The organism is Streptomyces sp. NPDC006339 (genome assembly GCF_040612775.1).
Lineage (GTDB): Bacteria > Actinomycetota > Actinomycetes > Streptomycetales > Streptomycetaceae > Streptomyces.
In genome coordinates, this window is record NZ_JBEXQW010000011.1 from 119177 (window position 1) to 140707 (window position 21531).

At 71.1% G+C, this 21531-nt stretch carries 18 protein-coding genes and 1 riboswitch; of the genes, 15 read left to right on the forward strand and 3 right to left on the reverse strand.

The annotated features are described in order from the left end of the window. The first annotated feature begins 76 nt into the window (after nucleotides 1-76). The 5 genes from ABZ135_RS11600 to ABZ135_RS11620 all read left to right on the forward strand — a co-directional run bounded on the left by ABZ135_RS11600 (nucleotide 77) and on the right by ABZ135_RS11620 (nucleotide 4361). Nucleotides 77-1033 carry a glycosyltransferase gene (locus ABZ135_RS11600; RefSeq protein WP_356694326.1) on the forward strand — a complete coding sequence of 319 codons (957 nt, stop codon included), beginning with the start codon at nucleotides 77-79 and terminating at the stop codon, nucleotides 1031-1033. Then, complete coding sequence (locus ABZ135_RS11605; protein WP_356694328.1) at nucleotides 1030-1470, forward strand: GtrA family protein; 441 nt, start codon at nucleotides 1030-1032, stop codon at nucleotides 1468-1470. Before ABZ135_RS11600 ends, ABZ135_RS11605 begins: the two co-directional genes overlap by 4 nt. A gap of 178 nt (nucleotides 1471-1648) precedes the next feature. Further along, on the forward strand, nucleotides 1649-2491 hold the full coding sequence (locus ABZ135_RS11610) for a tetratricopeptide repeat protein (protein WP_356694330.1): 843 nt from the start codon (nucleotides 1649-1651) through the stop codon (nucleotides 2489-2491). Nucleotides 2492-2688: 197 nt separating this feature from the next. Further along, nucleotides 2689-3330: a SurA N-terminal domain-containing protein gene (locus ABZ135_RS11615; RefSeq protein ID WP_356694331.1), complete on the forward strand. Its 642-nt coding sequence runs from the start codon at nucleotides 2689-2691 to the stop codon at nucleotides 3328-3330. A gap of 44 nt (nucleotides 3331-3374) precedes the next feature. Beyond that, on the forward strand, nucleotides 3375-4361 hold the full coding sequence (locus ABZ135_RS11620) for a nucleoside triphosphate pyrophosphohydrolase (RefSeq protein ID WP_356694333.1): 987 nt from the start codon (nucleotides 3375-3377) through the stop codon (nucleotides 4359-4361). Between the two features lie 34 nt (nucleotides 4362-4395). On the opposite strand, the gene ABZ135_RS11625 is transcribed toward ABZ135_RS11620, so the two are convergent. Continuing rightward, nucleotides 4396-5616, reverse strand: coding sequence for a globin domain-containing protein (locus ABZ135_RS11625; protein WP_356694335.1), 1221 nt, complete (start codon nucleotides 5614-5616; stop codon nucleotides 4396-4398). A 376-nt stretch (nucleotides 5617-5992) separates the two neighbouring features. Here ABZ135_RS11625 and ABZ135_RS11630 point away from each other — a divergent pair, with 376 nt between their 5' ends. The 10 genes from ABZ135_RS11630 to ABZ135_RS11675 all read left to right on the forward strand — a co-directional run bounded on the left by ABZ135_RS11630 (nucleotide 5993) and on the right by ABZ135_RS11675 (nucleotide 17916). Then, on the forward strand, nucleotides 5993-7243 hold the full coding sequence (locus ABZ135_RS11630; RefSeq protein ID WP_356694337.1) for a cytochrome P450: 1251 nt from the start codon (nucleotides 5993-5995) through the stop codon (nucleotides 7241-7243). 118 nt (nucleotides 7244-7361) lie between these two features. Further along, nucleotides 7362-8432, forward strand: coding sequence for a transglycosylase family protein (locus tag ABZ135_RS11635; RefSeq protein ID WP_356694339.1), 1071 nt, complete (start codon nucleotides 7362-7364; stop codon nucleotides 8430-8432). A gap of 257 nt (nucleotides 8433-8689) precedes the next feature. After that, nucleotides 8690-8860: riboswitch (cyclic di-AMP (ydaO/yuaA leader) on the forward strand. Nucleotides 8861-8864: 4 nt separating this feature from the next. Then, nucleotides 8865-9563 (forward strand): transglycosylase family protein, encoded by a 699-nt coding sequence (locus ABZ135_RS11640; protein ID WP_356694341.1) that lies wholly within the window; start codon nucleotides 8865-8867, stop codon nucleotides 9561-9563. A 271-nt stretch (nucleotides 9564-9834) separates the two neighbouring features. Further along, the gene (eno, locus tag ABZ135_RS11645) at nucleotides 9835-11121 is read left to right on the forward strand and encodes a phosphopyruvate hydratase (protein WP_356694342.1); all 1287 of its coding nucleotides are present in this window, start codon (nucleotides 9835-9837) and stop codon (nucleotides 11119-11121) included. Nucleotides 11122-11313: 192 nt separating this feature from the next. Next, on the forward strand, nucleotides 11314-11784 hold the full coding sequence (locus tag ABZ135_RS11650) for a septum formation initiator family protein (protein WP_356694344.1): 471 nt from the start codon (nucleotides 11314-11316) through the stop codon (nucleotides 11782-11784). A 66-nt stretch (nucleotides 11785-11850) separates the two neighbouring features. Beyond that, nucleotides 11851-12399 carry a DUF501 domain-containing protein gene (locus ABZ135_RS11655; protein WP_356694346.1) on the forward strand — a complete coding sequence of 183 codons (549 nt, stop codon included), beginning with the start codon at nucleotides 11851-11853 and terminating at the stop codon, nucleotides 12397-12399. After that, a complete protein-coding gene (locus ABZ135_RS11660; RefSeq protein ID WP_356694348.1) occupies nucleotides 12396-13310 on the forward strand; it encodes a Ppx/GppA phosphatase family protein in 915 nt (304 codons plus the stop codon). Before ABZ135_RS11655 ends, ABZ135_RS11660 begins: the two co-directional genes overlap by 4 nt. Nucleotides 13311-13690: 380 nt before the next feature. After that, nucleotides 13691-15076: an NAD(P)/FAD-dependent oxidoreductase gene (locus ABZ135_RS11665; RefSeq protein ID WP_356694350.1), complete on the forward strand. Its 1386-nt coding sequence runs from the start codon at nucleotides 13691-13693 to the stop codon at nucleotides 15074-15076. 229 nt (nucleotides 15077-15305) lie between these two features. Beyond that, entirely contained in the window at nucleotides 15306-16610 is a 1305-nt protein-coding gene (locus ABZ135_RS11670) for a cyclopropane-fatty-acyl-phospholipid synthase family protein (RefSeq protein ID WP_356694352.1), read from the forward strand. 103 nt (nucleotides 16611-16713) lie between these two features. Then, complete coding sequence (locus tag ABZ135_RS11675) at nucleotides 16714-17916, forward strand: phospholipase D-like domain-containing protein (protein ID WP_356694354.1); 1203 nt, start codon at nucleotides 16714-16716, stop codon at nucleotides 17914-17916. Nucleotides 17917-17985: 69 nt separating this feature from the next. Here ABZ135_RS11675 and ABZ135_RS11680 read toward each other — a convergent pair whose 3' ends face one another. Together ABZ135_RS11680 and ABZ135_RS11685 are read right to left on the reverse strand one after the other, a co-directional pair. Continuing rightward, nucleotides 17986-20514, reverse strand: a complete 2529-nt coding sequence (locus tag ABZ135_RS11680) for an FtsX-like permease family protein (RefSeq protein ID WP_356694356.1) — start codon at nucleotides 20512-20514, stop codon at nucleotides 17986-17988. 106 nt (nucleotides 20515-20620) lie between these two features. Beyond that, the gene (locus ABZ135_RS11685) at nucleotides 20621-21391 is read right to left on the reverse strand and encodes an ABC transporter ATP-binding protein (RefSeq protein ID WP_356694358.1); all 771 of its coding nucleotides are present in this window, start codon (nucleotides 21389-21391) and stop codon (nucleotides 20621-20623) included. Between the last annotated feature and the right edge of the window lie 140 nt (nucleotides 21392-21531).

Sequence of the window (21531 nt, forward strand, 5' to 3'; positions counted from 1 at the left end):
GCAGTTCATTCAATGGTCGCCTGGTCGTCACCGATGGAATCCGGCGGCGACATCCGCACCGGCTGTCGTGGCGTGCGTGCTGCTCTCGATCGTGGTCCCGTGCTTCAACGAAGAAGAGATCATCGGTCGCTTCCACGACCATGTGACGAAGGAACTCTCCCGATTCGAGGGAGAATTCGAGATCGTCTACGTGGACGACGGAAGCCGTGACCGTACGCTGCCGCTCCTGGAGGGGATCGCCGCCGACGACCCCCGGGCGCGCTATGTCTCCTTCAGCCGCAACTTCGGCAAGGAGGCCGCGATGCTGGCCGGTCTCCAGCACGCGGCCGGCGACGCCGTCGTCATCATGGACGCCGACCTCCAGCACCCGCCGGAGCTCGTGCACCGCATGCTGGCCCTGCACGCCGAGGGGTACGACCAGGTCATCGCCCGCCGCACCCGCACCGGCGACCGGGTCACCCGCACCCTGACCGCCCGCGCCTACTACTGGGCGATCAACCGGCTGGTGGACGTCGAGCTCGTCGACGGCGTCGGCGACTTCCGCCTCCTTTCCCGCCGCACGGTCGACTCGATTCTCGAACTGACCGAATACAACCGATTCTCGAAGGGCCTGTTCGCCTGGGTCGGATTCCGGACGACGACGTTCGAGTACGAGAATGCGGTGCGTGAACAGGGCCGTTCGAAATGGACCTTCGGAAAGCTTCTCAACTACGGCCTCGACGGCCTTCTCTCCTTCAATAACAAGCCGCTGCGGGCCGCCGTCTACCTCGGAATGGTCCTGGTCGCGGTCGCCTTCGCGTACGCCGCCTGGATCGTCGGTGTCGCCCTGGTGAACGGCGTGGACACGCCCGGCTATGTCACCCTGCTGGTGACGGTCACGGCGCTCGCCGGCGTCCAGATGGTGATGCTGGGGCTGGTCGGCGAGTACGTCGGCCGCATCTACTACGAGGTGAAGCGGCGCCCGCACTACCTGGTCAAGGCGTCCAACACGCGCGTCCCGGCCCCCCGGGAAGAGGAGCTTCTGCGTCGATGACGACGACCTGGCAGGTGATCCGCTTCGGCCTGGTCGGCGCCGTCAACACCGGCACCTACTACGGGCTCTACCTGCTGCTCGGCCGCTGGCTGCCGTACCTCGCCGCGCACGTCACCGCCTTCGCGCTCTCCATGGTCGGCTCCTTCTTCCTCACCTCGTACTTCACCTACCGCACCCGCCCGACCTGGCGGAAGTTCCTCCTCTTCCCGCTCACCAACGCGGCCAACTTCGTCATCACGACGGCCGGCGTCTACGTCCTGGTCGACCTCCTCGCCTTCGACCGCCACCACGCCCCCCTCCTCGCCGCCGCGGCCGCGATCCCGGTCACCTTCCTGGTCTCGAAGACGATCATGCTGAGACCCGACACCACCCGAACACGCAAGTCGTCGACCGAGTCGACCGACACCGAAGCCTCCGTCGAGGAGCCCGCCCGCTAGCGGAGTGGTCCCCGGCCGGCAATCCCTCCGCGAGCAACGCGGATATCGGGATTCTCGATCGTATGGGCACCAGGAAATTCCGGCGGGTGCATTTATGGCCGAATTGTGAATGCCGAGTATTCGGGTGGGCGTGCTACGTTGCTGCGATTATTACGGTTACGGGGAGGCATGAGTGGGCGTGGGCGGCGATGTGCTGGAGAGGGCTGAGGCGGGCGACGTAGGGGCGATGCTGCGGCTGGCCTCCGTGTCCGGTGTCGCCGAGCGGGCCCGATGGCTGCTGCACGCGGCGCAGGCCGAGAGCGCCGAGGCGCTGGGGCTGCTTCCCGGCGCGAAGGCCGAGCTGGAGGCGGCGGCACGCGCGGGGGACGTCGACTGCCAGAACGTCTTGGGCGGGGTGTTGCTGGCGTGGGACGAGGATCCCGCCGGTGCGGCGGTCTGGTTCCGGAAAGCGGCCGAGGGCGGAAACAATGAGGCACGGCGGAGTCTGGGATACCTCCTGGTCGAGGGCGCCGGTGTGGAAAAGGACGCTTCCGCGGCCGAGCGGCTATTCCGGGCGGCCGCAGGAGAAGGGGATTCCATCGCGCAGTACAACCTCGCGATTCTTCTTCTCGACGAGCTCGCCCGCCCCGAACGGAGGGATGAATCCCTGTCTCTCCTGGAATCCGCCGCCCGGGGAGGCGTGGACGAGGCCGCGGTCCGGCTCGGCGACGAACTCGACGCGGCCGGAGACGCGAGCGCCGCCCACCGCTGGTACGAGGCTGCCGCCGAAGCGGGGAACACCGATGCGATGTTCGCGGTGGCGTCTCGCTACCGGGACGGGATCGGGGTCGCGGTGGACCGGCCGCAGGCGGTCAGGTGGTTCCTCGACATGCTCGTCGCTCACCGTTTCGAGGGGATCCACGAGATTTTCGCCATGGCCCAGTCGGTGAGCGACGAGGAGATCAGGCAGGGCGGTCGAATCGCCGGCCGGGTCGAGGAGGCGGAGAAGATCGTGGAGATGCGCAACGCCCCGTCCTCCTGACGCCCTTCGGGTGGGGCCGCCTGCCCCCGGCCCCGTGCCCCTGCCCGTGCCGGTATCGATGTCGGCGCACCCATGTCGGGGCGGGGTCGTTGTCCAAAACAGAACGCGCGAAGTAGTGGTCCACGCCACCGCGACTGCCTAACATCGATCACCGCACGGTCGTCCCACTGACGCACGACCCACGCCGGGAGGCTCCTTTGCACCGCCGCACTGCGCTCTCCGTCTCCGCCGCCGCGACGCTGCTCGCCGCGGCCCCGCTGCTCACCGCCTGCGGCAGTGACGCCCACCCGGGCGCGGCGGCCGTCGTCGGCGGGCAGCGGATCGAGGTCTCGAGCCTCCAGGCCCAGGTCAAGGACGTCCGGGCGGCCCAGAAGGCGTCGCCGCAGGGGGAGCGGCTGATCGAGGAGACCGGTGACCTCAGCCGGCGGACGCTGCACGGCATGATCTTCGACCGGGTGGTCGAGGAGGTCGCGAAGGACAACGGGATCACCGCGAGCCGCGGCGAGATCCAGCGGACCCGCGGCGACTTCGCCCGGCAGAGCGGCGGCGAGGAGCAGATGAGGGCCGTGCTGCTCCAGCAGCAGGGCGTGGCGCCGGACGGGGTCGACGACGTCGCCCGCCGGGCCGTGCTCATGAACAAGATCGCCGCGAAGCTGGGCGTCACCGACAGCCCCGAGGGCCAGAAGAAGCTGACGGACGCGTTCAGCCGGGCCTCCAAGGAGCTGAAGATCGAGGTGAACCCGCGCTACGGCACCTGGGACGACGAGAAGATCCAGCTCGCCTCGTACACGGCGCCGTGGGTCCGGCAGATCAGCAAGGCTCCCGAGGCCGTCGCCTGAGCCCGACGCGAGGAACGTCAGCGCGAGGAACGTAAGGTCGAGGGGTGAACACCGAAGCCCCCGTCGAGACCGGCCGCATCGTCCTGCTCACCGCCAGCCACCGGGTGGCGCCCGGGCTGCTGTCCTGGCCCGCCTGGCAGGCGCTGCACGGCGCCGACCGGGTCCTGTGCCCCGACGCCGGTCACCCCCAGCTCCCGTATCTGCGGGAGGCGGGGGTCGCCGTCGAGCTGCTGCGGCCCTCCGCCGAGGAGCTCGTCGAGGCGTGCGCCGGCGGCCGGACGGTCGTCGTGCTGCCCTCGGGCGAGGGCGACCGGGCCCTGACCGACGGGCTCGCGCGGCTGGCCGGCTCCGGCCGGGTCGCCATGCCCGACCTGGAGCTGCTGCCCGGCTCGTACGACCTGCCGGGGGCCCGGCTGCTCGATCTCGTCCAGGTCATGGACCGGATCCGGCGCGAGTGCCCCTGGTCCTCGCGGCAGACCCACGAGGGGCTCGCCAAGTACGGCATCGAGGAGGCGTACGAGCTCGTCGAGGCCATCGAGGACGGCGACCGGGAGGCGCTGCGCGAGGAGCTCGGTGACGTTCTGCTCCAGGTCGTCTTCCACGCGCGGATCGCCGAGGAGGACACCGAGGAGCCGTTCTCCGTCGACGACGTGGCCGCCACGATCGTGGAGAAGCTGATCCACCGGCACCCGCACGTCTTCGGTGACGCGACCGCGACCACGCCGGAGGAGGTCAAGGAGCACTGGCGGCGGACCAAGGCCGTCGAGAAGCAGCGTGCGTCCGTGACCGACGGGATCCCGCTCGGCCAGCCCGGCCTCGCCCTCGCGGCCAAGCTCGCGAACCGCGTGCGCACCGCCGGCCTCGACGTGCCGCCGCCCACCGGCGACGGCATCGGTTACGAGCTCCTCGCCCTCGCCGTCCGCGCGGAGGCCGCCGGCATCGACCCGGAGACGGCCCTCCGAGCGGCCGGCCGGCTCTACCGCGACGCCATCCGCACGGCGGAGGGCGTACCCCCGACCGACCAGGACTGACGACGACGACCGGGGGCCCCGGCCCCGAGTCCCCTCACCCGGCCCACGGCTCGCGCGGTGCCCGGGCCGCCGGGTCGTGCCAGTGGAGTGGGGGTGGCTGGATCAGCCACTCCGCGCGGCTGGCGGGGCGCTGGGCGGAGGGGCCGACGGCCGGCAGCCGGTCGTGGAAGAGGCGGGTCGGGTCGGTGCCGAGGTGCTCGAGTTCCTCGGCGACCTCGGTGAGGAAGGCGGGCGGGCCCGCGAGGTAGACGTCGTGGGCCGGCCAGTTGAGGGTCGACCGCAGGGCCTGGACCAGGCGCTCGGTGGCCTGCTCGCGGGGGCGGCAGGGGGCCGGGGTGATGTAGGTGACGTGCAGCCCCGGCAGGAGGGCGCGCAGGCGCTCGGCCTCGGCCCGCCCGTACAGGTACTCCTTGGCGCGGGCCACGACGAAGAGCCGTCCCTCCAGCTCCGGCTCGTCCGCCGCCGCCTCTTCGAGGAGCGCGCGGACCGGGGCCCAGCCGGTGCCGGCCGCGATGTAGGTGCGGGGTTTGCCCGGCGGGGTACGGGCGGTCAGCGCGCCGCCCGGCGAGCTGAGCCGCAGGGTCTCGCCCACGCGAAGGGCCGAGGTCAGCGCGGTGCTCATCAGCCCGCCCTCGACCCGGCTGACGTGGAGGTCGAGGGTGCCGTCGGGGCGGGGCGCGTTGGCGAGGGAGTAGGTGCGCCACACCCGCGGCAGGTGGAGCGTGCTGACGCTCGCGTACTGGCCGGGCCGGTACGGGTAGGGCTGCCGGGGCCGCAGCGTCAGCAGGGTCAGGTCGTCCCCGTACCGGTCGTGCCGGACGACGTCGGCGTCCCACCAGGCGGGCTGTCCGGCCGCCACCGACTCCTGGGCGCCGGCCTTCATCAGGTCGGCGACCCGCCCGTACGCCTCGGTCCACGCCTTCTCCGCCGCGACCGTCCAGGCGGCCCCCGCCGTGTGCGCGAACGCGGCGAGCAGGCTGGTCCCGACCGCGCTGTAGAGCGCGGGCGTGGCCAGGAACCGGCGGTGGTCCCGCCCCAGCCGCCCCAGATAGCCGGCCAGCCCCGGGTCCTCGATGCGGGTCACCACGTGCGTGAGCGCGGCGAACAGCCGGTCGCGCTGCGGCGCCAGGTCCTCGGGGAAGAGCTCGCGGACGCCCGGGTTGTGCCAGAAGAGATGGGAGTAGAAGAACGTGACGGCGTGCTCCGCCCGTCTCTCGACGACCGCGAACGTGCTTCTGAGCAACTGGGCATCCACGCCCGTGAATCTAAGCCACGGGCCGTCACGGCACGTCCGGACAGCGGTACTTCGTCAGACCGCCGCGCCGCCGAAGAAGTCGATCAGGGCGGGAGCGAGGTCCCGCGCGGCGATCGCGCGCTCCTGCCCGGGCCGGGGAAGACCCGCAGGGTGAAGGAGCCGTCCGCGGCGCGAACGGGACGCTACCGGTCGCCACTGACACCGCCGGCCGCGCCAGCCGGCCGCCCCTCGGTCCCCCCCGGCGGCGCCGGCCGCCCGCAACCTCCCCCGCCGCGCCCGCAACCTCCCCCGCCGCGCCCCCGGCCGCCCCCGGTCACCCCCGCCCCTACCCCCGGTCGCCACGCCGCCCCGTGGCCGGTCCTTGTACGGTCGGGGCATGAGCACGCCCCCCGCACCCGAGCTCTTCACCTGGGAGTTCGCCACCGATCCCTACCCCGCGTACGCCTGGCTGCGTGAGCACGCGCCCGTGCACAAGGCCACCCTGCCCAGCGGGGTGGAGGCGTGGCTGGTGACGCGGTACGGGGACGCGCGGCAGGCGCTGGCGGACCAGCGGCTGTCGAAGAATCCGGCACATCACGACGAGCCGGCGCACGCCAAGGGGAAGACGGGGATCCCGGGGGAGCGCAAGGCCGAGCTGATGACGCATCTGCTCAACATCGACCCGCCGGACCACACCCGGCTGCGGCGGCTGGTGTCGAAGGCGTTCACCCCGCGGCGGGTGGCGGAGTTCGCGCCGCGGGTGCAGGAGCTGACGGACCGGCTCATCGACGGCTTCGCGGCGCGGGGGAGCGCGGACCTCATCCACGAGTTCGCGTTCCCGCTGCCGATCTACGCGATCTGCGACCTGCTCGGGGTGCCGCGCGAGGACCAGGACGACTTCCGGGACTGGGCCGGGATGATGATCCGGCACGGCGGCGGGCCGCGCGGCGGGGTGGCGCGGTCGGTCAAGAAGATGCGCGGCTATCTCGCCGAGCTCATCCACCGCAAGCGCCTCGCCCCGGGCGACGACCTCATCTCGGGGCTCATCAGGGCCTCCGACCACGGGGAGCACCTCACCGAGAACGAGGCCGCGGCGATGGCCTTCATCCTTCTCTTCGCCGGGTTCGAGACCACCGTCAACCTCATCGGCAACGGCGTCCACACCCTCCTGTGCCACCCCGAACAGCGCGAGCGCCTCCAGGTCTCGCTGGCGGCCGGCGAGACCGGGCTCCTGGAGACCGGGGTGGAGGAGCTGCTGCGGTACGACGGGCCGGTGGAGCTGGCCACCTGGCGGTTCGCCACGGAGCCGCTGAGCATCGGCGGGCAGGAGATCCCGGCCGGTGACCCGGTGCTCGTGGTGCTGGCGGCCGCGGACCGGGACCCGGCGCGGTTCGACGGGCCGGACACGCTCGACCTCGCGCGGCGCGACAACCAGCACCTCGGGTACGGGCACGGCATCCACTACTGCCTGGGGGCGCCGCTGGCCCGCCTGGAGGGGCAGACGGCGCTCGCGACCCTGCTGACTCGCCTGCCGGACCTGCGACTTGGCGTGGCGCCGGAGGAACTGCGCTGGCGCGGCGGGCTCATCATGCGCGGCCTTCGCACCCTTCCGGTGGAATTCTCCCCGGAGGTCTCCACCGCCCCGTAGCTGACGTCGCGCCAGAACTGTGATCTTCGCGTGATCCGCGCTGCATCGGCTTGTGACTTCCGTTCGAATGCCGCTACGTTCACCCGCAGTCTCAGCAGTCACGCGAAAGGCACTCCGTATGCGCTCCGGGAACGGACGTCACCGCAGACCCCGCCAGGCCCCCGCTCTCGTCGTCGCCGCGGGTGTGACCGGATCGGCCATGGCGCTGCCGTTGCTCGCCACCGGTTCCGCCTCCGCCGCCGACGCGGCGACCTGGGACCGGGTCGCCGAATGCGAGTCGGGCGGAGCCTGGAGCGCCAACTTCGGCAACGGACTCTACGGCGGGCTGCAGTTCACCCAGGAGAGCTGGGAGCGGCACGGCGGTCTCGCCTACGCGCCGAGCGCGGACCTCGCGAGCCGCGCGCAGCAGATCGCGATCGCCGAGAAGGCGCTCGCCGCCGGCGACACCCAGTGGGCCACCTGCGCCCCGATCGCCGGCCTGACGAACGACGGCGAGGCGCCGGACGTCGACCCGGGCCCCGGCGTCACGCCCAAGAAGCCCACGGGGCCGCTCCCCGAGTCCAACCGCACCGACGGCCTGCCGACCGGCACCACCGGTGCCACCGGCACCACGGGCAGCGGCACCGAGGCCGGGACCGGCACCGCCGACCCCTCGGCCACGGCCACGAGCCCCACCGCCCCGGCCTCCCCCACCGTGCCCCCGACGGCCCCCTCGACCGGCTCCACGACCGCGCCCACCGCCCCCGGCACCACCGCCCCCGGCACCCCCGGCACCCCCGTGACGCCCGGTACGCCCGTAACGCCGGACACATCCGTACTGCCGGGAACGCCCGGTGCGCCCGGTGCGCCCGGTGCGCCGGACGCGACCGCCCCCGGCACCGGCAAGCACCGGGGTGACGCCGCGACAGAAGAACCGGGCATGACGGACACCGGTGTCGAATCCGGGCGTCATGCCGCGCCGACCGACGGCGCGAAGGGCGGCGCGGGCGGCGCCGAGTCGGACAAGACGGACGAATACACCGTCAAGCCGGGTGACAGCCTGTCGGACATTGCGCAGGAGAACGGTCTCCTCGGCGGCTGGAGCGCCCTCTACGACGCCAACAAGGAGACGGTCGGGTCCGACCCGGATCTCATCCTCCCTGGTCAGAGCCTGGAGTTGCTGCCCGAACCGGCCGCGCTGGCGGAGTAGTTCGGGGGTTAATGTCCGTTCTGTGCGAGTGAGACATGAGTCTCTCTTGTCGAACGGGCGTGTCACGTCCGCAAACTTTGCTCATGTCGCCCCTCACCTGCGCAAACACCGCCTGACGGTGTGCAAGTAGGGGCGATTTTTCCGGGTTGATGGGCTTTGAACTTCCCCCGGCTCTGTGTCTACGGTCGTGACCGCTCGCCACCGCGGGCCCCCTCGACCGGAACGCCGAATCCTGCCGCCGGTCGAAGGGAACAGTCGTCGCGCAAGCGCCGAAGGCAGGAGCGGGGGACCCAAGGTAAGTGCCGCCCCCGGCCGTTGAGACAGACGGCCGAGGACCGGCTTGGGGTGAAGCCGCGTGCTGGTCACGCGGCCGGGCACTCACAGCCCGAACCCGACAGCTCACCTCGCAGGCGTCGGTGAGGGAGAATTTCCATGCTGCTTTCCGGCAAGGGCAAACACCGTCGTTCCTCCAAGGCCACCCGCGCCATCGCGCTCGCCGGTGCCGCCGGTGTCGCCGTCGCGGCCCCGCTGATGGGTGCCGCCACCGCCTCGGCCGCCACCGCCTCCGAGTGGGACGCCGTCGCCCAGTGCGAGTCCGGTGGCAACTGGTCCATCAACACCGGCAACGGCTACTACGGCGGCCTGCAGTTCTCGGCCTCCACCTGGGCCGCGTACGGCGGCACCGCCTACGCCCCGACCGCCGACCAGGCATCCAAGTCCCAGCAGATCGCCATCGCCGAGAAGGTCCTCGCGGGCCAGGGCAAGGGCGCGTGGCCGAGCTGCGGCGTGGGCCTCTCCAACGCCTCCTACAGCGGCGGCTCCACCGAGCAGGCGCAGCCGGAGCGGAAGGCCGAGCAGCCGACCACCCGCAGCGAGCAGCGCACCGCTCCGAAGACCGCGCCGAAGAGCACGGCCAAGAAGAGCGAGTCGAAGCAGACCGTCACCACCCCGACCGGCAAGAAGGTCCAGAAGGGCGACGGCGAGTACAAGGTCGTCACCGGCGACACGCTCAGCAAGATCGCCCAGGCGCACGGCGTCAAGGGCGGCTGGGCCAAGCTCTTCGAGCTGAACAAGGACATCGTCCAGGACGCCGACCTGATCTACCCGGGCCAGCAGCTCCACCTGAAGTAATCCGGGCGACTGCCCCTCCCCGCGGTGACCACCCCGGCCCGGAGCGCCCTTCCCCCGTGCGCTCCGGGCCGGGGTTTCCCCGTTCCGCCGCCTACCGGTGAGTAGGTAAGGGTCTTTCGTCCCCGGATGCATGCCCTTGGGTCCTTTTTCGTCCCAGGGGGCGGGCGCCCGGCTGGTCGGAGGCCCCCGGGCGGTTAGGCTCTTGTCGCAAGGCGAACGAGACCTTGCCGCATGCGTCACAACCAGCGTCACATCCCAGAAGGAGATGCTCGTGCCGTCCATCGACGTCGTCGTAGCCCGGGAAATCCTGGACTCCCGAGGCAACCCCACGGTCGAGGTCGAGGTCGGCCTCGACGACGGCAGCACCGGCCGTGCTGCCGTCCCGTCCGGTGCCTCCACCGGTGCGTTCGAGGCCCTCGAGCTCCGCGACGGTGACCCCAACCGTTACCAGGGCAAGGGCGTGGAGAAGGCCGTTCTCGCCGTCATCGAGCAGATCGGCCCGGAGCTGGTCGGTTACGACGCCACCGAGCAGCGCCTGATCGACCAGGCGATGTTCGACCTGGACGCCACCCCGGACAAGTCCTCGCTCGGCGCCAACGCCATCCTCGGCGTCTCCCTCGCCGTCGCGCACGCCGCCTCCGAGGCGTCCGACCTGCCGCTCTTCCGCTACCTCGGCGGCCCGAACGCGCACCTGCTGCCCGTTCCGATGATGAACATCCTGAACGGCGGCTCGCACGCCGACTCCAACGTGGACATCCAGGAGTTCATGATCGCGCCGATCGGCGCCGAGTCCTTCTCCGAGGCCCTGCGCTGGGGCACCGAGGTCTACCACACCCTCAAGAAGGTCCTGAAGGACAAGGGTCTGTCCACCGGCCTCGGCGACGAGGGCGGCTTCGCCCCGAACCTCGGCTCCAACCGCGAGGCCCTCGACCTCATCCTCGAGGCCATCAAGCAGGCCGGCTACGTCCCCGGCAAGGACATCGCGCTCGCGCTCGACGTCGCCGCCTCCGAGTTCTACAAGGACGGCTCGTACGAGTTCGAGGGCAAGTCCCGCTCGGCCGCCGAGATGACCGAGTACTACGAGGAGCTCGTCTCCGCGTACCCGCTGGTCTCCATCGAGGACCCGCTGTTCGAGGACGACTGGGCCGGCTGGAAGGCCATCACCGAGAAGCTCGGCAGCAAGGTGCAGCTCGTCGGTGACGACCTGTTCGTCACCAACCCCGAGCGCCTCGCCCGCGGCATCGAGGAGGGCTCCGCGAACGCCCTCCTGGTCAAGGTCAACCAGATCGGCTCGCTGACCGAGACCCTGGACGCCGTCGAGCTCGCCCAGCGCAACGGCTTCAAGTGCATGATGTCCCACCGCTCCGGCGAGACCGAGGACGTCACCATCGCCGACCTGGCCGTCGCCACCAACTGCGGCCAGATCAAGACCGGCGCCCCGGCCCGCTCCGAGCGCGTCGCCAAGTACAACCAGCTCCTGCGCATCGAGGAGATCCTCGACGACGCCGCGGTCTACGCCGGCCGCAGCGCCTTCCCGCGGTTCCGCACCGCGAACTGATCAGTCCGCGCACTGATCGGCACCGCGAAGCGATCAGCACCGCGAACCGATCCCGGCGACGGCCGGCCTCCGGTCTGACACCGGCCGCACGGCGGCTTCCGTACGTCCCCGCACTCGGTCCCGTACCGTGTGCGGGGACGTACGTTTGAACAAGACGCGTGACACGGCGCGGGACACGGGGAGGCGCACGACATGGCCGTGAAGGACCGGGACCGGTTCTCGACCGCGACCCGGATCAGGCTGCTCGGCGAGCAGACCGCCGCCCGTGTCTACCGCTCCCAGACCCGCCGTCAGGCCCGCCGCTCCCGGCTCACCGGCCGCGCGGCCTTCCTGGCCCTGGTGGTCTGCTCCCTCGTGGTGGCGCTCGCCTACCCGATGCGGCAGTACGTCTCCCAGCAGGGCGAGATCGCCGAGCAGGAGCGCAAGGCCGCCGAGGCGGCGGAGCGGGTCGAGGAGCTGCGGGACGAGAAGGCCCGCCTCCAGGACCCGGCCTATGTGCGCCGCCTGGCCCGCGAGCACCTGCACTACGTGATGCCGGGCGAGACCGGCTTCACCGTGAACGACCCCGACGCGGAGCCCCGGCCCCGCACCGAGCAGGGCGCGACGGACCGTCCGTGGTACGACAACCTGTGGGACGGCGTGGACCGCGCCGACCGCCCGTAGCGGCACCCCGACGGCGTCCGACCGGCGCCCGTCCGACGCCCGCACCGACCGACGAGCAAGGCAGACATGGAAACGCCCCCTCCGCAGACCGAACGCACCGAGCCCACCGACGCGGACGTCGCCGCGTTCCAGGAGCAGCTCGGCCGGCCGCCCCGCGGCCTGCGCGCCATCGCGCACCGCTGCCCGTGCGGCAACCCGGACGTCGTCGAGACCGCGCCCCGGCTCCCCGACGGCACGCCGTTCCCGACCACGTACTACCTGACCTGCCCGCGCGCCGCCTCCGCCATCGGCACCCTGGAAGCCAACGGGGTCATGAAGGAGATGCAGGCCCGGCTCGGCACCGACCCCGAGCTCGCCGCCGCCTACCGGGCCGCGCACGAGGACTACATCGCCCGCCGGGACGCCATCGAGGTCCTGGAGGGCTTCCCGAGCGCCGGCGGCATGCCGGACCGGGTCAAGTGCCTGCACGTGCTCGTCGGTCACTCGCTGGCGGCCGGCCCCGGCGTGAATCCGCTGGGCGACGAGGCCCTCGCCATGCTGCCGGAGTGGTGGGCCAAGGGCCCCTGCGTCACGCCGTGCACCGACACCGCCGCCGAAGGGAAGTCCTCGGAATGACGCGGGTCGCCGGAATCGACTGCGGTACGAACTCCATCCGCCTGCTCGTCGCCGACGTGGACCCGCGGTCGGGCGAACTGATCGAGCTCGACCGGCGGATGACGATCGTCCGGCTCGGCCAGGGCGTCGACCGGACCGGCCGGCTCGCGCCCGAGGCGCTGGAGCGGACCTTCGCCGCCTGCCGCGCGTACGCCGAGGTCATCGAGGAGCTCGGCGCCGAGCGGGTCCGCTTCGTCGCCACCTCGGCCTCCCGCGACGCCGAGAACCGGGACGACTTCGTGAACGGGGTCGTGGAGATCCTGGGCGTCGAGCCCGAGGTCGTCACCGGTGACCAGGAGGCCGAGCTCTCCTTCACCGGCGCCACCGGCGAGCTGCACGGCGACGACCGGCGCCTGGTCGTCGACATCGGCGGCGGCTCGACCGAGTTCGTGGTCGGCAACCGGCACGTGGAGGCCGCGCGTTCGGTCGACATCGGCTGCGTACGGCTGACCGAGCGGCATGTGCGGCACGACCCGCCGACCGCCGAGGAGGTCGAGGCGATCGTCACCGACATCCGCGCCGCCCTCGACCTGGCCGCCCGGACCGTGCCGATCGGTGAGGCGGACACCCTCGTCGGCCTCGCCGGGTCCGTCACGACGGTCGCCGCGATCGCCCTCGGCCTCCAGGAGTATGACTCCGAGAAGATCCACCGCTCCCGGATCTCCTTCGACCAGGTCGCCGAGGTGGTCGGCCGGCTGCTCGTCTCCACCCACGACGAGCGCGCCGCGATCCCCGTCATGCACCCGGGACGGGTGGACGTGATCATCGCCGGCGCGCTGGTGCTGCTGGAGATCATGGAGCGGACCGGGGCCCGCGAGGTCGTCGTCAGCGAGCACGACATCCTCGATGGGATCGCCCTATCCCTCGCATAGCGGGCGGCTATGGAGGGCTCCGCGGGACGCTCGCGACACCCCGTCGGAAAACGTTCGTGAAGTTCTTCACAAGGAAATGGGCCCCGAGGGTGCCCCAGGAGGGTCTTTTGGCTCTCCGAGGGGCTCCTCGGGGCCCTTTCGCAGGCGGGGAGGCCACTTCGCTCGATGTTTCCATCGTGTGAACGCCCCCCTCGGTTCAGCGTTAAGGAAGGCTCTCCGGGCCAGTTCACAAGGGGTGAACAACGTTCGCCCTTACACCCTGGTTCCTTTGCTGGACCATGACATGGGTCACGTGGGCGGCGGAGTGTAGCAGAGGTCTCCCCGAACCTTGTGAAGGGGCGCACGAGCACCCCCCCTGGGAGGGGTGGATACTCGATGGCATGAGCACCACGGAGCGTCCCAGGATCCTCGTAGTAGGCGGCGGGTACGTAGGCCTGTACGCAGCTCGGCGCATCCTCAAGAAGATGCGCTACGCGGAGGCGACCGTCACGGTCGTCGACCCGCGGTCGTACATGACCTACCAGCCCTTCCTCCCCGAAGCCGCCGCCGGCAGCATCTCGCCGCGCCACGTCGTCGTCCCGCTGCGACGCGTCGTGCGCGGAGCGGAGGTGCTCACCGGCCGGGTCACCACCATCGACCAGGACCGCAAGGTCGCCACGATCGCGCCGCTCGTCGGCGAGGCGTACGAGCTGCCGTTCGACTACCTGGTCATCGCGATGGGTGCCGTCTCCCGCACCTTCCCGATCCCCGGCCTCGCCGAGCAGGGCATCGGCATGAAGGGCATCGAGGAGGCCATCGGTCTGCGCAACCACGTCCTCGAGCAGCTCGACAAGGCCGACTCGACGACGGACGAGGAGGTCCGCCGCAAGGCGCTGACCTTCGTCTTCGTGGGCGGCGGCTTCGCCGGCGCGGAGACCATCGGCGAGGTCGAGGACATGGTCCGCGACGCGGCGAAGTACTACCAGAACGTGAAGCGCGAGGACATGCGCTTCATCCTGGTCGACGCCGCCGACAAGATCCTTCCCGAGGTGGGCCCGAAGCTCGGCCAGTACGGCAAGGAGCACCTCGAGAGCCGCGGCATCGAGATCTACCTCCAGACCTCGATGGACTCCTGCGTCGACGGCCACGTCGTGCTGAAGAACGGCCTCGAGGTCGACTCCAACACGATCGTGTGGACCGCCGGTGTGAAGCCGAACCCGGCGCTCGCCCGCTTCGGTCTGCCGCTCGGCCCCCGCGGCCACGTGGACTGCAACGAGAAGCTCCAGGTCAACGGCCTCGACTACGTGTGGGCCGCGGGCGACAACGCCCAGGTCCCGGACCTGGCCGCGATCAAGGCCGGCGTCCCGGCCGAGCGCGCCTGGTGCCCGCCGAACGCCCAGCACGCCCTGCGTCAGGCCAAGGTCCTCGGCGACAACGTCGTGGCCGGCATGCGCGGCTTCCCGCAGAAGGAGTACGCGCACTCCAACAAGGGCGCGGTGGCGGGTCTCGGCCTCCACAAGGGCGTCGCGATGATCGTCATGGGCAAGATGAAGATCAAGCTCAAGGGCCGTCTCGCCTGGTACATGCACCGTGGCTACCACGGCATGGCGATGCCGACCTGGAACCGCAAGATCCGCGTCTTCGCCGACTGGACCCTGGCGATGTTCCTCAAGCGCGAGGTCGTCTCCCTCGGTGCCATCGAGTCGCCGCGCGAGGAGTTCTACGAGGCCGCCAAGCCCGCCCCGCAGCCGGCCGCCCCGGCGCAGGAGAAGGCCAAGGCTTCCTGACCCCTCCCGCAGCACCGGCAGTACCAGCAGCACCGGCAGTACCCAGCAGTACCCGCAGTACCAGCAGTACACGCAAGGCCGTAAAAGGGCCGTCCGCCATCCGTGGTGCGGACGGCCCTTCGCGTGTTTTTCACGCCGTTTACGCGCGGGAGGGGATGGGTTCGCCTACGGACGGTGTTCTCCTGGTGACGAGCATTTCTGGGGCACGAGATCACGGAGGTGTTGCACCATGGCCGACGCCGCGTCGCGGCTGACCGCCCTCGCCGAGGACGTGCTGGGAACGAGGCTCCCGGTGCGGCTGCGGGCCTGGGACGGCAGCGAAGCCGGCCCCGCCGACGGCCCCGTACTGATCGTCCGCGAGCGCCGTGCCCTGCGCCGGCTGCTCTGGAAGCCGGGGGAGCTGGGCCTGGCCCGGGCCTGGGTCGCCGGCGAGATCGACGTCGAGGGTGATCTGTACGAGGTCCTGGACCGGCTCGCCGGGTTCCTCTGGGAGCGGGGCGAGGAGTCGCGCGGCGCCCTGGAGACCGTCCGCGACCCCAAGGTGCGCGCGGCCGCCAAGGCCCTGCTGAAGCTGGCCGGCCCGTTCCCGCCGCCGAAGCCGCCCGTGGAGGAGATGCGCGGACGCAGCGGCATCCGGCACAGCAAGCGGCGCGACAAGCAGGCGATCAGCCACCACTACGACGTGGGCAACGACTTCTACGAGCTGGTCCTCGGCCCGTCGATGGTCTACTCGTGCGCGTACTGGACGGACGGCGGGACCCTGGAGGACGCCCAGCGGGACAAGCTGGACCTGATCGCCCGCAAGCTGAACCTCAAGGAGGACGACCGGCTGCTCGACGTCGGCTGCGGCTGGGGCTCCATGGCCATCCACGCCGCCCGGGAGTACGGAGCCCGGGTCGTCGGCATCACCCTCTCGCGCGAGCAGGCCGCCTACGCCCGCAAGCGGATCGCCGAGGAGGGCCTGACCGACCGGATCGAGATCCGGGTGCAGGACTACCGGGACGTGGCGGACGGGCCGTACGACGCGATCTCCTCGATCGGCATGGCCGAGCACGTCGGCGCGGTGCGCTACCGGGAGTACGCCGACATCCTCCACCGGCTCCTGAAGCCCGGCGGACGGCTGCTCAACCACCAGATCTCGCGCCGCCCCGAGCCCGACGAGGCGCGCTACGAGGTGGACCCCTTCATCGACGCGTACGTCTTCCCCGACGGCGAACTCGCCCCGATGGGCCGGACCCTGACGACCCTGGAGGACGCGGGCTTCGAGGTGCGGGACGTGGAGGCGATCCGCGAGCACTACGCGCTGACGCTGCGCCGGTGGGTGGCGAACCTGGAGCGCGAGTGGGACACGGCGGTCCGGCTGGTCTCGCCCGGCCGCGCGCGGATCTGGCGGCTCTACATGGCGGCGTCCGCGGTGTCCTTCGAGCGCAACCGGATCGGGGTGAACCAGTTCCTCGCGGTGAAGACGCCGGTGTCGGGCGCGTCGGGGCTGCCGCTGCGGCCGCGGGTGTGGAGCGAGTCCGAGGCGCGTTGATACGTTGCGAGGGGCGGGGTGCCGGTGTCGAACCGGCACCCCGCCCCGTTTCGACGTCCTGTTTGTCATGTAACCGACGCTCTTGTCGACCGAGGGGGAACCTTTGCGCCGTCCCACCCGTCTCCTGCTCGCCCTGGCCGCCGCCGCCGGCCTCCTGGCGGCCTCCCCGGCCCCTTCGGGCGCCGCCGCCGTGACCACCACCGCCACCTTCAACGACCCGGCGGGCGACACCGCGGCCCAGAACCGGGTCCGCGACCACGTCATCGACCTCATCGGCCAGGCCCCGGCCGGCTCGACCATCACCGCCGGGCTCTACACCTTCACCGACGACCCCGTCACCGACGCGCTCGGCGCCGCCAAGACCCGCGGCGTGAAGGTCCGGGTGATCGTCGACCACACCTCCGCCACCATGGCCGGAGGCGAGTACGAGCGCCTGGTCACCCGCCTGGGCACCGACCGCACCCAGCCCTCCTGGGTCTTCGCCTGCCCCGCGGGCCGCGGCTGCATCGGCTCCCGGAAGCTGCCGAGCGACACCGACGGCGCCATCAACCACAACAAGTTCTGGCTGTTCTCGAACACCGGCGGCGCGAGCGACGTCGTCGTGCAGACCTCGGCCAACATGACCGGCGTCCAGCGCACCGACCTGTTCAACAACGCCGTCACCATCGTCGACAGCGGCCTCTACGGCATCTACCAGTCCTACTTCGCCGACCTGCTGCACCACGGCACCTCCACCGCCGGACTGAGCCACTACTACAAGACCCCGAGCAGCACGACCGGCCCGTACAAGACGTACTTCTTCCCGCGCCAGGAGTCCGCCGGCACTTCCTACGACGCCGACGCCTCCACCGACACCGTCAAGCTGATCCTCGACAACGTCGGCTGCTCCGGCGGCACGCAGGTGCGGATGGCCGCCAACCTCTTCACCCGTGACGAGGTCGCGAGCAAGCTCGTCGCCCTGAAGAACGCCGGCTGCTCGGTGATCCTCGCCCACGACGGCTACCCCGGCTCAATGGGCACCGCCGTCGAGTCGGTGATCTCCGGCAAGCTCACCCAGCGCGTCCAGTGCTACGAGGACCGGGGCGCCGACGTCGCCAAGGCCGGCCTGCACTCCAAGTACCTGCTCGTGGAGGGCACGTACGACGGCGTGGCGGGCAGGAAGCTGGTGTGGACCGGCAGCCACAACTACACGTACCCGGCGCTGCGCGCCAACGACGAGACCCTGCTGAAGATCGACAACCCGGCGCTCTTCGCCCAGTACAAGGCCAACCACGAGCACCTGATGGCGTACTGCGCGGGCAACTGACCCGTACCGCATGCCGAGGGCCGGTCCCCCCGCTCGGGGAGACCGGCCCTCTTCGTCACTTGCGGGCGGCTACTCGGCCTTGATCGCGGCCAGCATGTTCAGCTTCGCCGCGCTGCGGGCCGGCCACATGGCGGCCAGGACGCCGACCAGCCCGGCCAGGAGCAGGAAGACCCCGATCCGGCCCCACGGCAGGACCAGCGCGTAGCCGGGGAGGCTGCTGCGCAGCGTCTCGCCGATCGCCCAGCCCAGGAAGGAGCCGAGGGCGATGCCGACCACCGCGCCGAACAGCGAGATGACCACGGCCTCCAGGCGGACCATCCGCTTCACCCGGCGCCGGTCCAGACCGATCGCCCGCAGCATGCCGATCTCCTGCTGCCGCTCGAAGACGGACATCGCCAGGGTGTTGACCACCCCGAGCACCGCGATGATCAGCGCCATCGCCAGCAGGCCGTACATGATGTTCAGCATCATGTTGATGACGCCGCCGAACTCGTCGCGGATGTCCTTCTGGTCCATCACCGTGACGGCCGGGTTGTCGCCGAGCGACTTCGTCACGGCCTTCTCGGCCGCGGCCGACGCGCCGCCGTCCATCTTCACGAAGATCTGCGGGATGTACGGCTTGGGCTCGTGGACGTTGAGGATCTTCGCGTCCAGGAGCAGCGGCGAGACGAACTCGCTGTCCTCGTAGACCGCGCCGACCTTCAGCTCGCCCTTCTTCTTGTCGGAGAACTCGACCGGCAGCGCCGAGCCGACCTTCCAGCCCTGCTTCTTCGCCGTCTTCTCGGCGACGGCGACCTGCCCCTGGGCGAGCGAGCCGAGCGAACCGTCGATCACACGGAGGTTGAGCACCTTCTCGACGTCGCCGGGGGTGACACCGGAGACGGACCTGAAGTCGCCCTTCACCTGGAGGTAGCCGGCCTGCTGCGGCGAGACCGCGGTGGCGCCCGGGGTCGTGCGCACGGCGTCCAGCGCGGCCTGGTTGAGGCCCTCGCCGCTCGCCATGGTGATCATGTAGTCGGCCTTGATCTGGTCGGTCGTCATCCGGTCGACGGCCGAGCCGACCGTTGCGCCCAGCACCGACAGACCGGTGACCAGGGTGAGGCCGATGGCGAGCGCGGAGGCCGTGGCGCCCGTGCGGCGCGGGTTGCGGACCGCGTTCTGCCCGGCCAGGGAGCCGGCGACGCCGAAGGGCTTCAGGAACGGCCGGGCCAGCGCGATCACCGGGCGGGACAGCAGCGGGATCAGCACGATCACGCCGATGAGGGCGAGGAACGCGCCGCCGGCGATCAGCATCCGGCCGTCGTCGCCGCCCGTGCCGGCGCCGAGCACGATGCCCAGCAGACCCGCGGCGGTGATGAGCGCGCCGATGGTGTTGCGCACGACCAGCGACTTGGTGGTGGCGACCGCGTGGACGCTGCTCATGGCGGCGACCGGCGGGATCTTGGCGGCGCGGCGGCCGGGCAGCCAGGCGGCCAGCATGGTGACGAGGATGCCGACGGCGAGCGCCGAGAGCAGCGGGGTGGTGCCGATGACCAGGTCACCGGCCGGGATCTTCAGGCCGAAGGCGTTCATGCCGGCGCGCAGGGCGGCGGCGAGACCGATGCCGAGACCGAAGCCGACCAGCGAGGCGACCAGGCCGACCACACCGGCCTCCGCGAGCACCGAGCGCGTGATCTGCTTGCGGGAGGCGCCGACGGCGCGCATCAGCGCGAGTTCCTTGGTGCGCTGGGCGACCAGCATCGTGAAGGTGTTGGAGATCAGGAAGACGCCGACGAAGAGGGCGATGCCGGCGAAGCCGAGCAGCATCTGGTTGAGGCTGCTCAGGCCCGCCTCGATGTCCTTGGCCTGCTGGTCGGCGAGGGCCTGACCGGTCTGGGCGTCGGCGGTGTCGCCGACGACCGGCTTCACGGCGGCGAGGATCTTGTCGGCGTCCGCGCCGGCCTCGGCGCGCACGTTGATGTCCATGAAGTGCCCGGGCCGCAGGAACAGCTTCTGGGCGACGTCGGTGTCGAACAGGACCAGGCTGCCGCCGGCGCTCACGGCGCCGTCCTCCGTGGTGAAGACACCGGAGAGGGTGTAGGTCTCGACCGGGCCGTTGGTCGCGACGCGGACGCGGTCGCCGACCTTGTAGCCGCCCTTGTCGGCGGTGTCCTTGTCGAGCGCGATCTGGTCGTCCTTCACCGGGCCGTTGCCGGAGGTGAAGGCGTACGCGGTGTCCTTGCCGTCGCGGCCGGGGGCGAAGTTGGTGCCCTTGTTGGACCAGCCGACGCCGATCAGCTTGCCGTCCTTGTCCGGCACACCGGCGAAGCCGTTGACCCGGCCGGTGGCGTCGGCGACGCCGTCGAGCGCGGCGATCTTCTGCCGGGTCTGCTCGGACAGGCCCGGGGTCGCGTTGGGGTCCCGCTGGTTCGGGGCGGCGCTGACGGCGACGGCGATGTCGTCGTAGCTCTTGGAGGACTGGGCGCGGAAGGCGTTCGAAAGGGTGTCGGTGAAGACCAGGGTGCCGGAGACGAAGGCCACGCCGAGCATGACGGCGAGGACGGTCATCAGCAGCCTGGCCTTGTGCGCGAGCACATTGCGCAGGGCGGTACGGAACATGGGTGTGAGTCCTGGAGGAGGAGGTCTGGATCGGGGCACGGGGGCCCGCGGACCGGCGCGCCTCGTGGGGCGGCGTCGGCCCGGGGCCGGGGGCGGGGCCCCGGGGTCAGCTCGTGCGGCCCTTGGCGTCGAATGCCTTCATGCGGTCGAGCACGCCGTCCGCCGTCGGGTGGAGCATCTCGTCGACGATCCGGCCGTCCGCGAGGAAGACGACCCGGTCCGCGTAGGAGGCGGCGACCGGGTCGTGGGTCACCATCACCACCGTCTGGCCGAGCTCGCGCACGGAGTTGCGCAGGAAGCCCAGCACCTCCGCGCCGGAGCGGGAGTCGAGGTTTCCGGTCGGCTCGTCACCGAAGATGATCTCGGGCTTGGAGGCGAGCGCGCGGGCCACGGCCACGCGCTGCTGCTGGCCGCCGGAGAGCTGCGCGGGGCGGTGGCTGAGCCGGCCGGACAGGCCGATCATGTCGATGACCTGCTGCACCCACTGCTTGTCGGGCTTGCGGCCCGCGATGTCCATGGGGAGCGTGATGTTCTCCAGGGCGGTCAGCGTGGGCAGCAGGTTGAACGCCTGGAAGATGAAGCCGATCTTGTCCCGGCGCAACTGGGTCAGTTGCTTGTCCTTCAGGCTGCCGAGCTCGGTCTCGCCGATCCGGACCGAGCCGGAGCTGAAGGAGTCCAGGCCGGCGACGCAGTGCATCAGGGTCGACTTGCCGGAGCCGGAGGGGCCCATGATCGCGGTGAACTCGCCCTGCCGGAAGTCCACGCTGACCCGGTCCAGAGCGACCACCTGGGTCTCGCCCTGTCCGTAGACCTTCGAGAGGTCGGTGGCGCGGGCGGCCACCGCGGTGGTGCGGGGCACGGTGAAGCTGGTGGTCACGACGGCGACTCCTGTCACTGCGGATGTTCGGGAACCACTCCATCGTGTCGAGCGTTATGGCGCCCGGCGTCCGTCCACGTGCCCGTTCCCGGGGGCGACTGGAGTCGGACCGCCGGGACGTCCCGTCATCCTGAGGTATG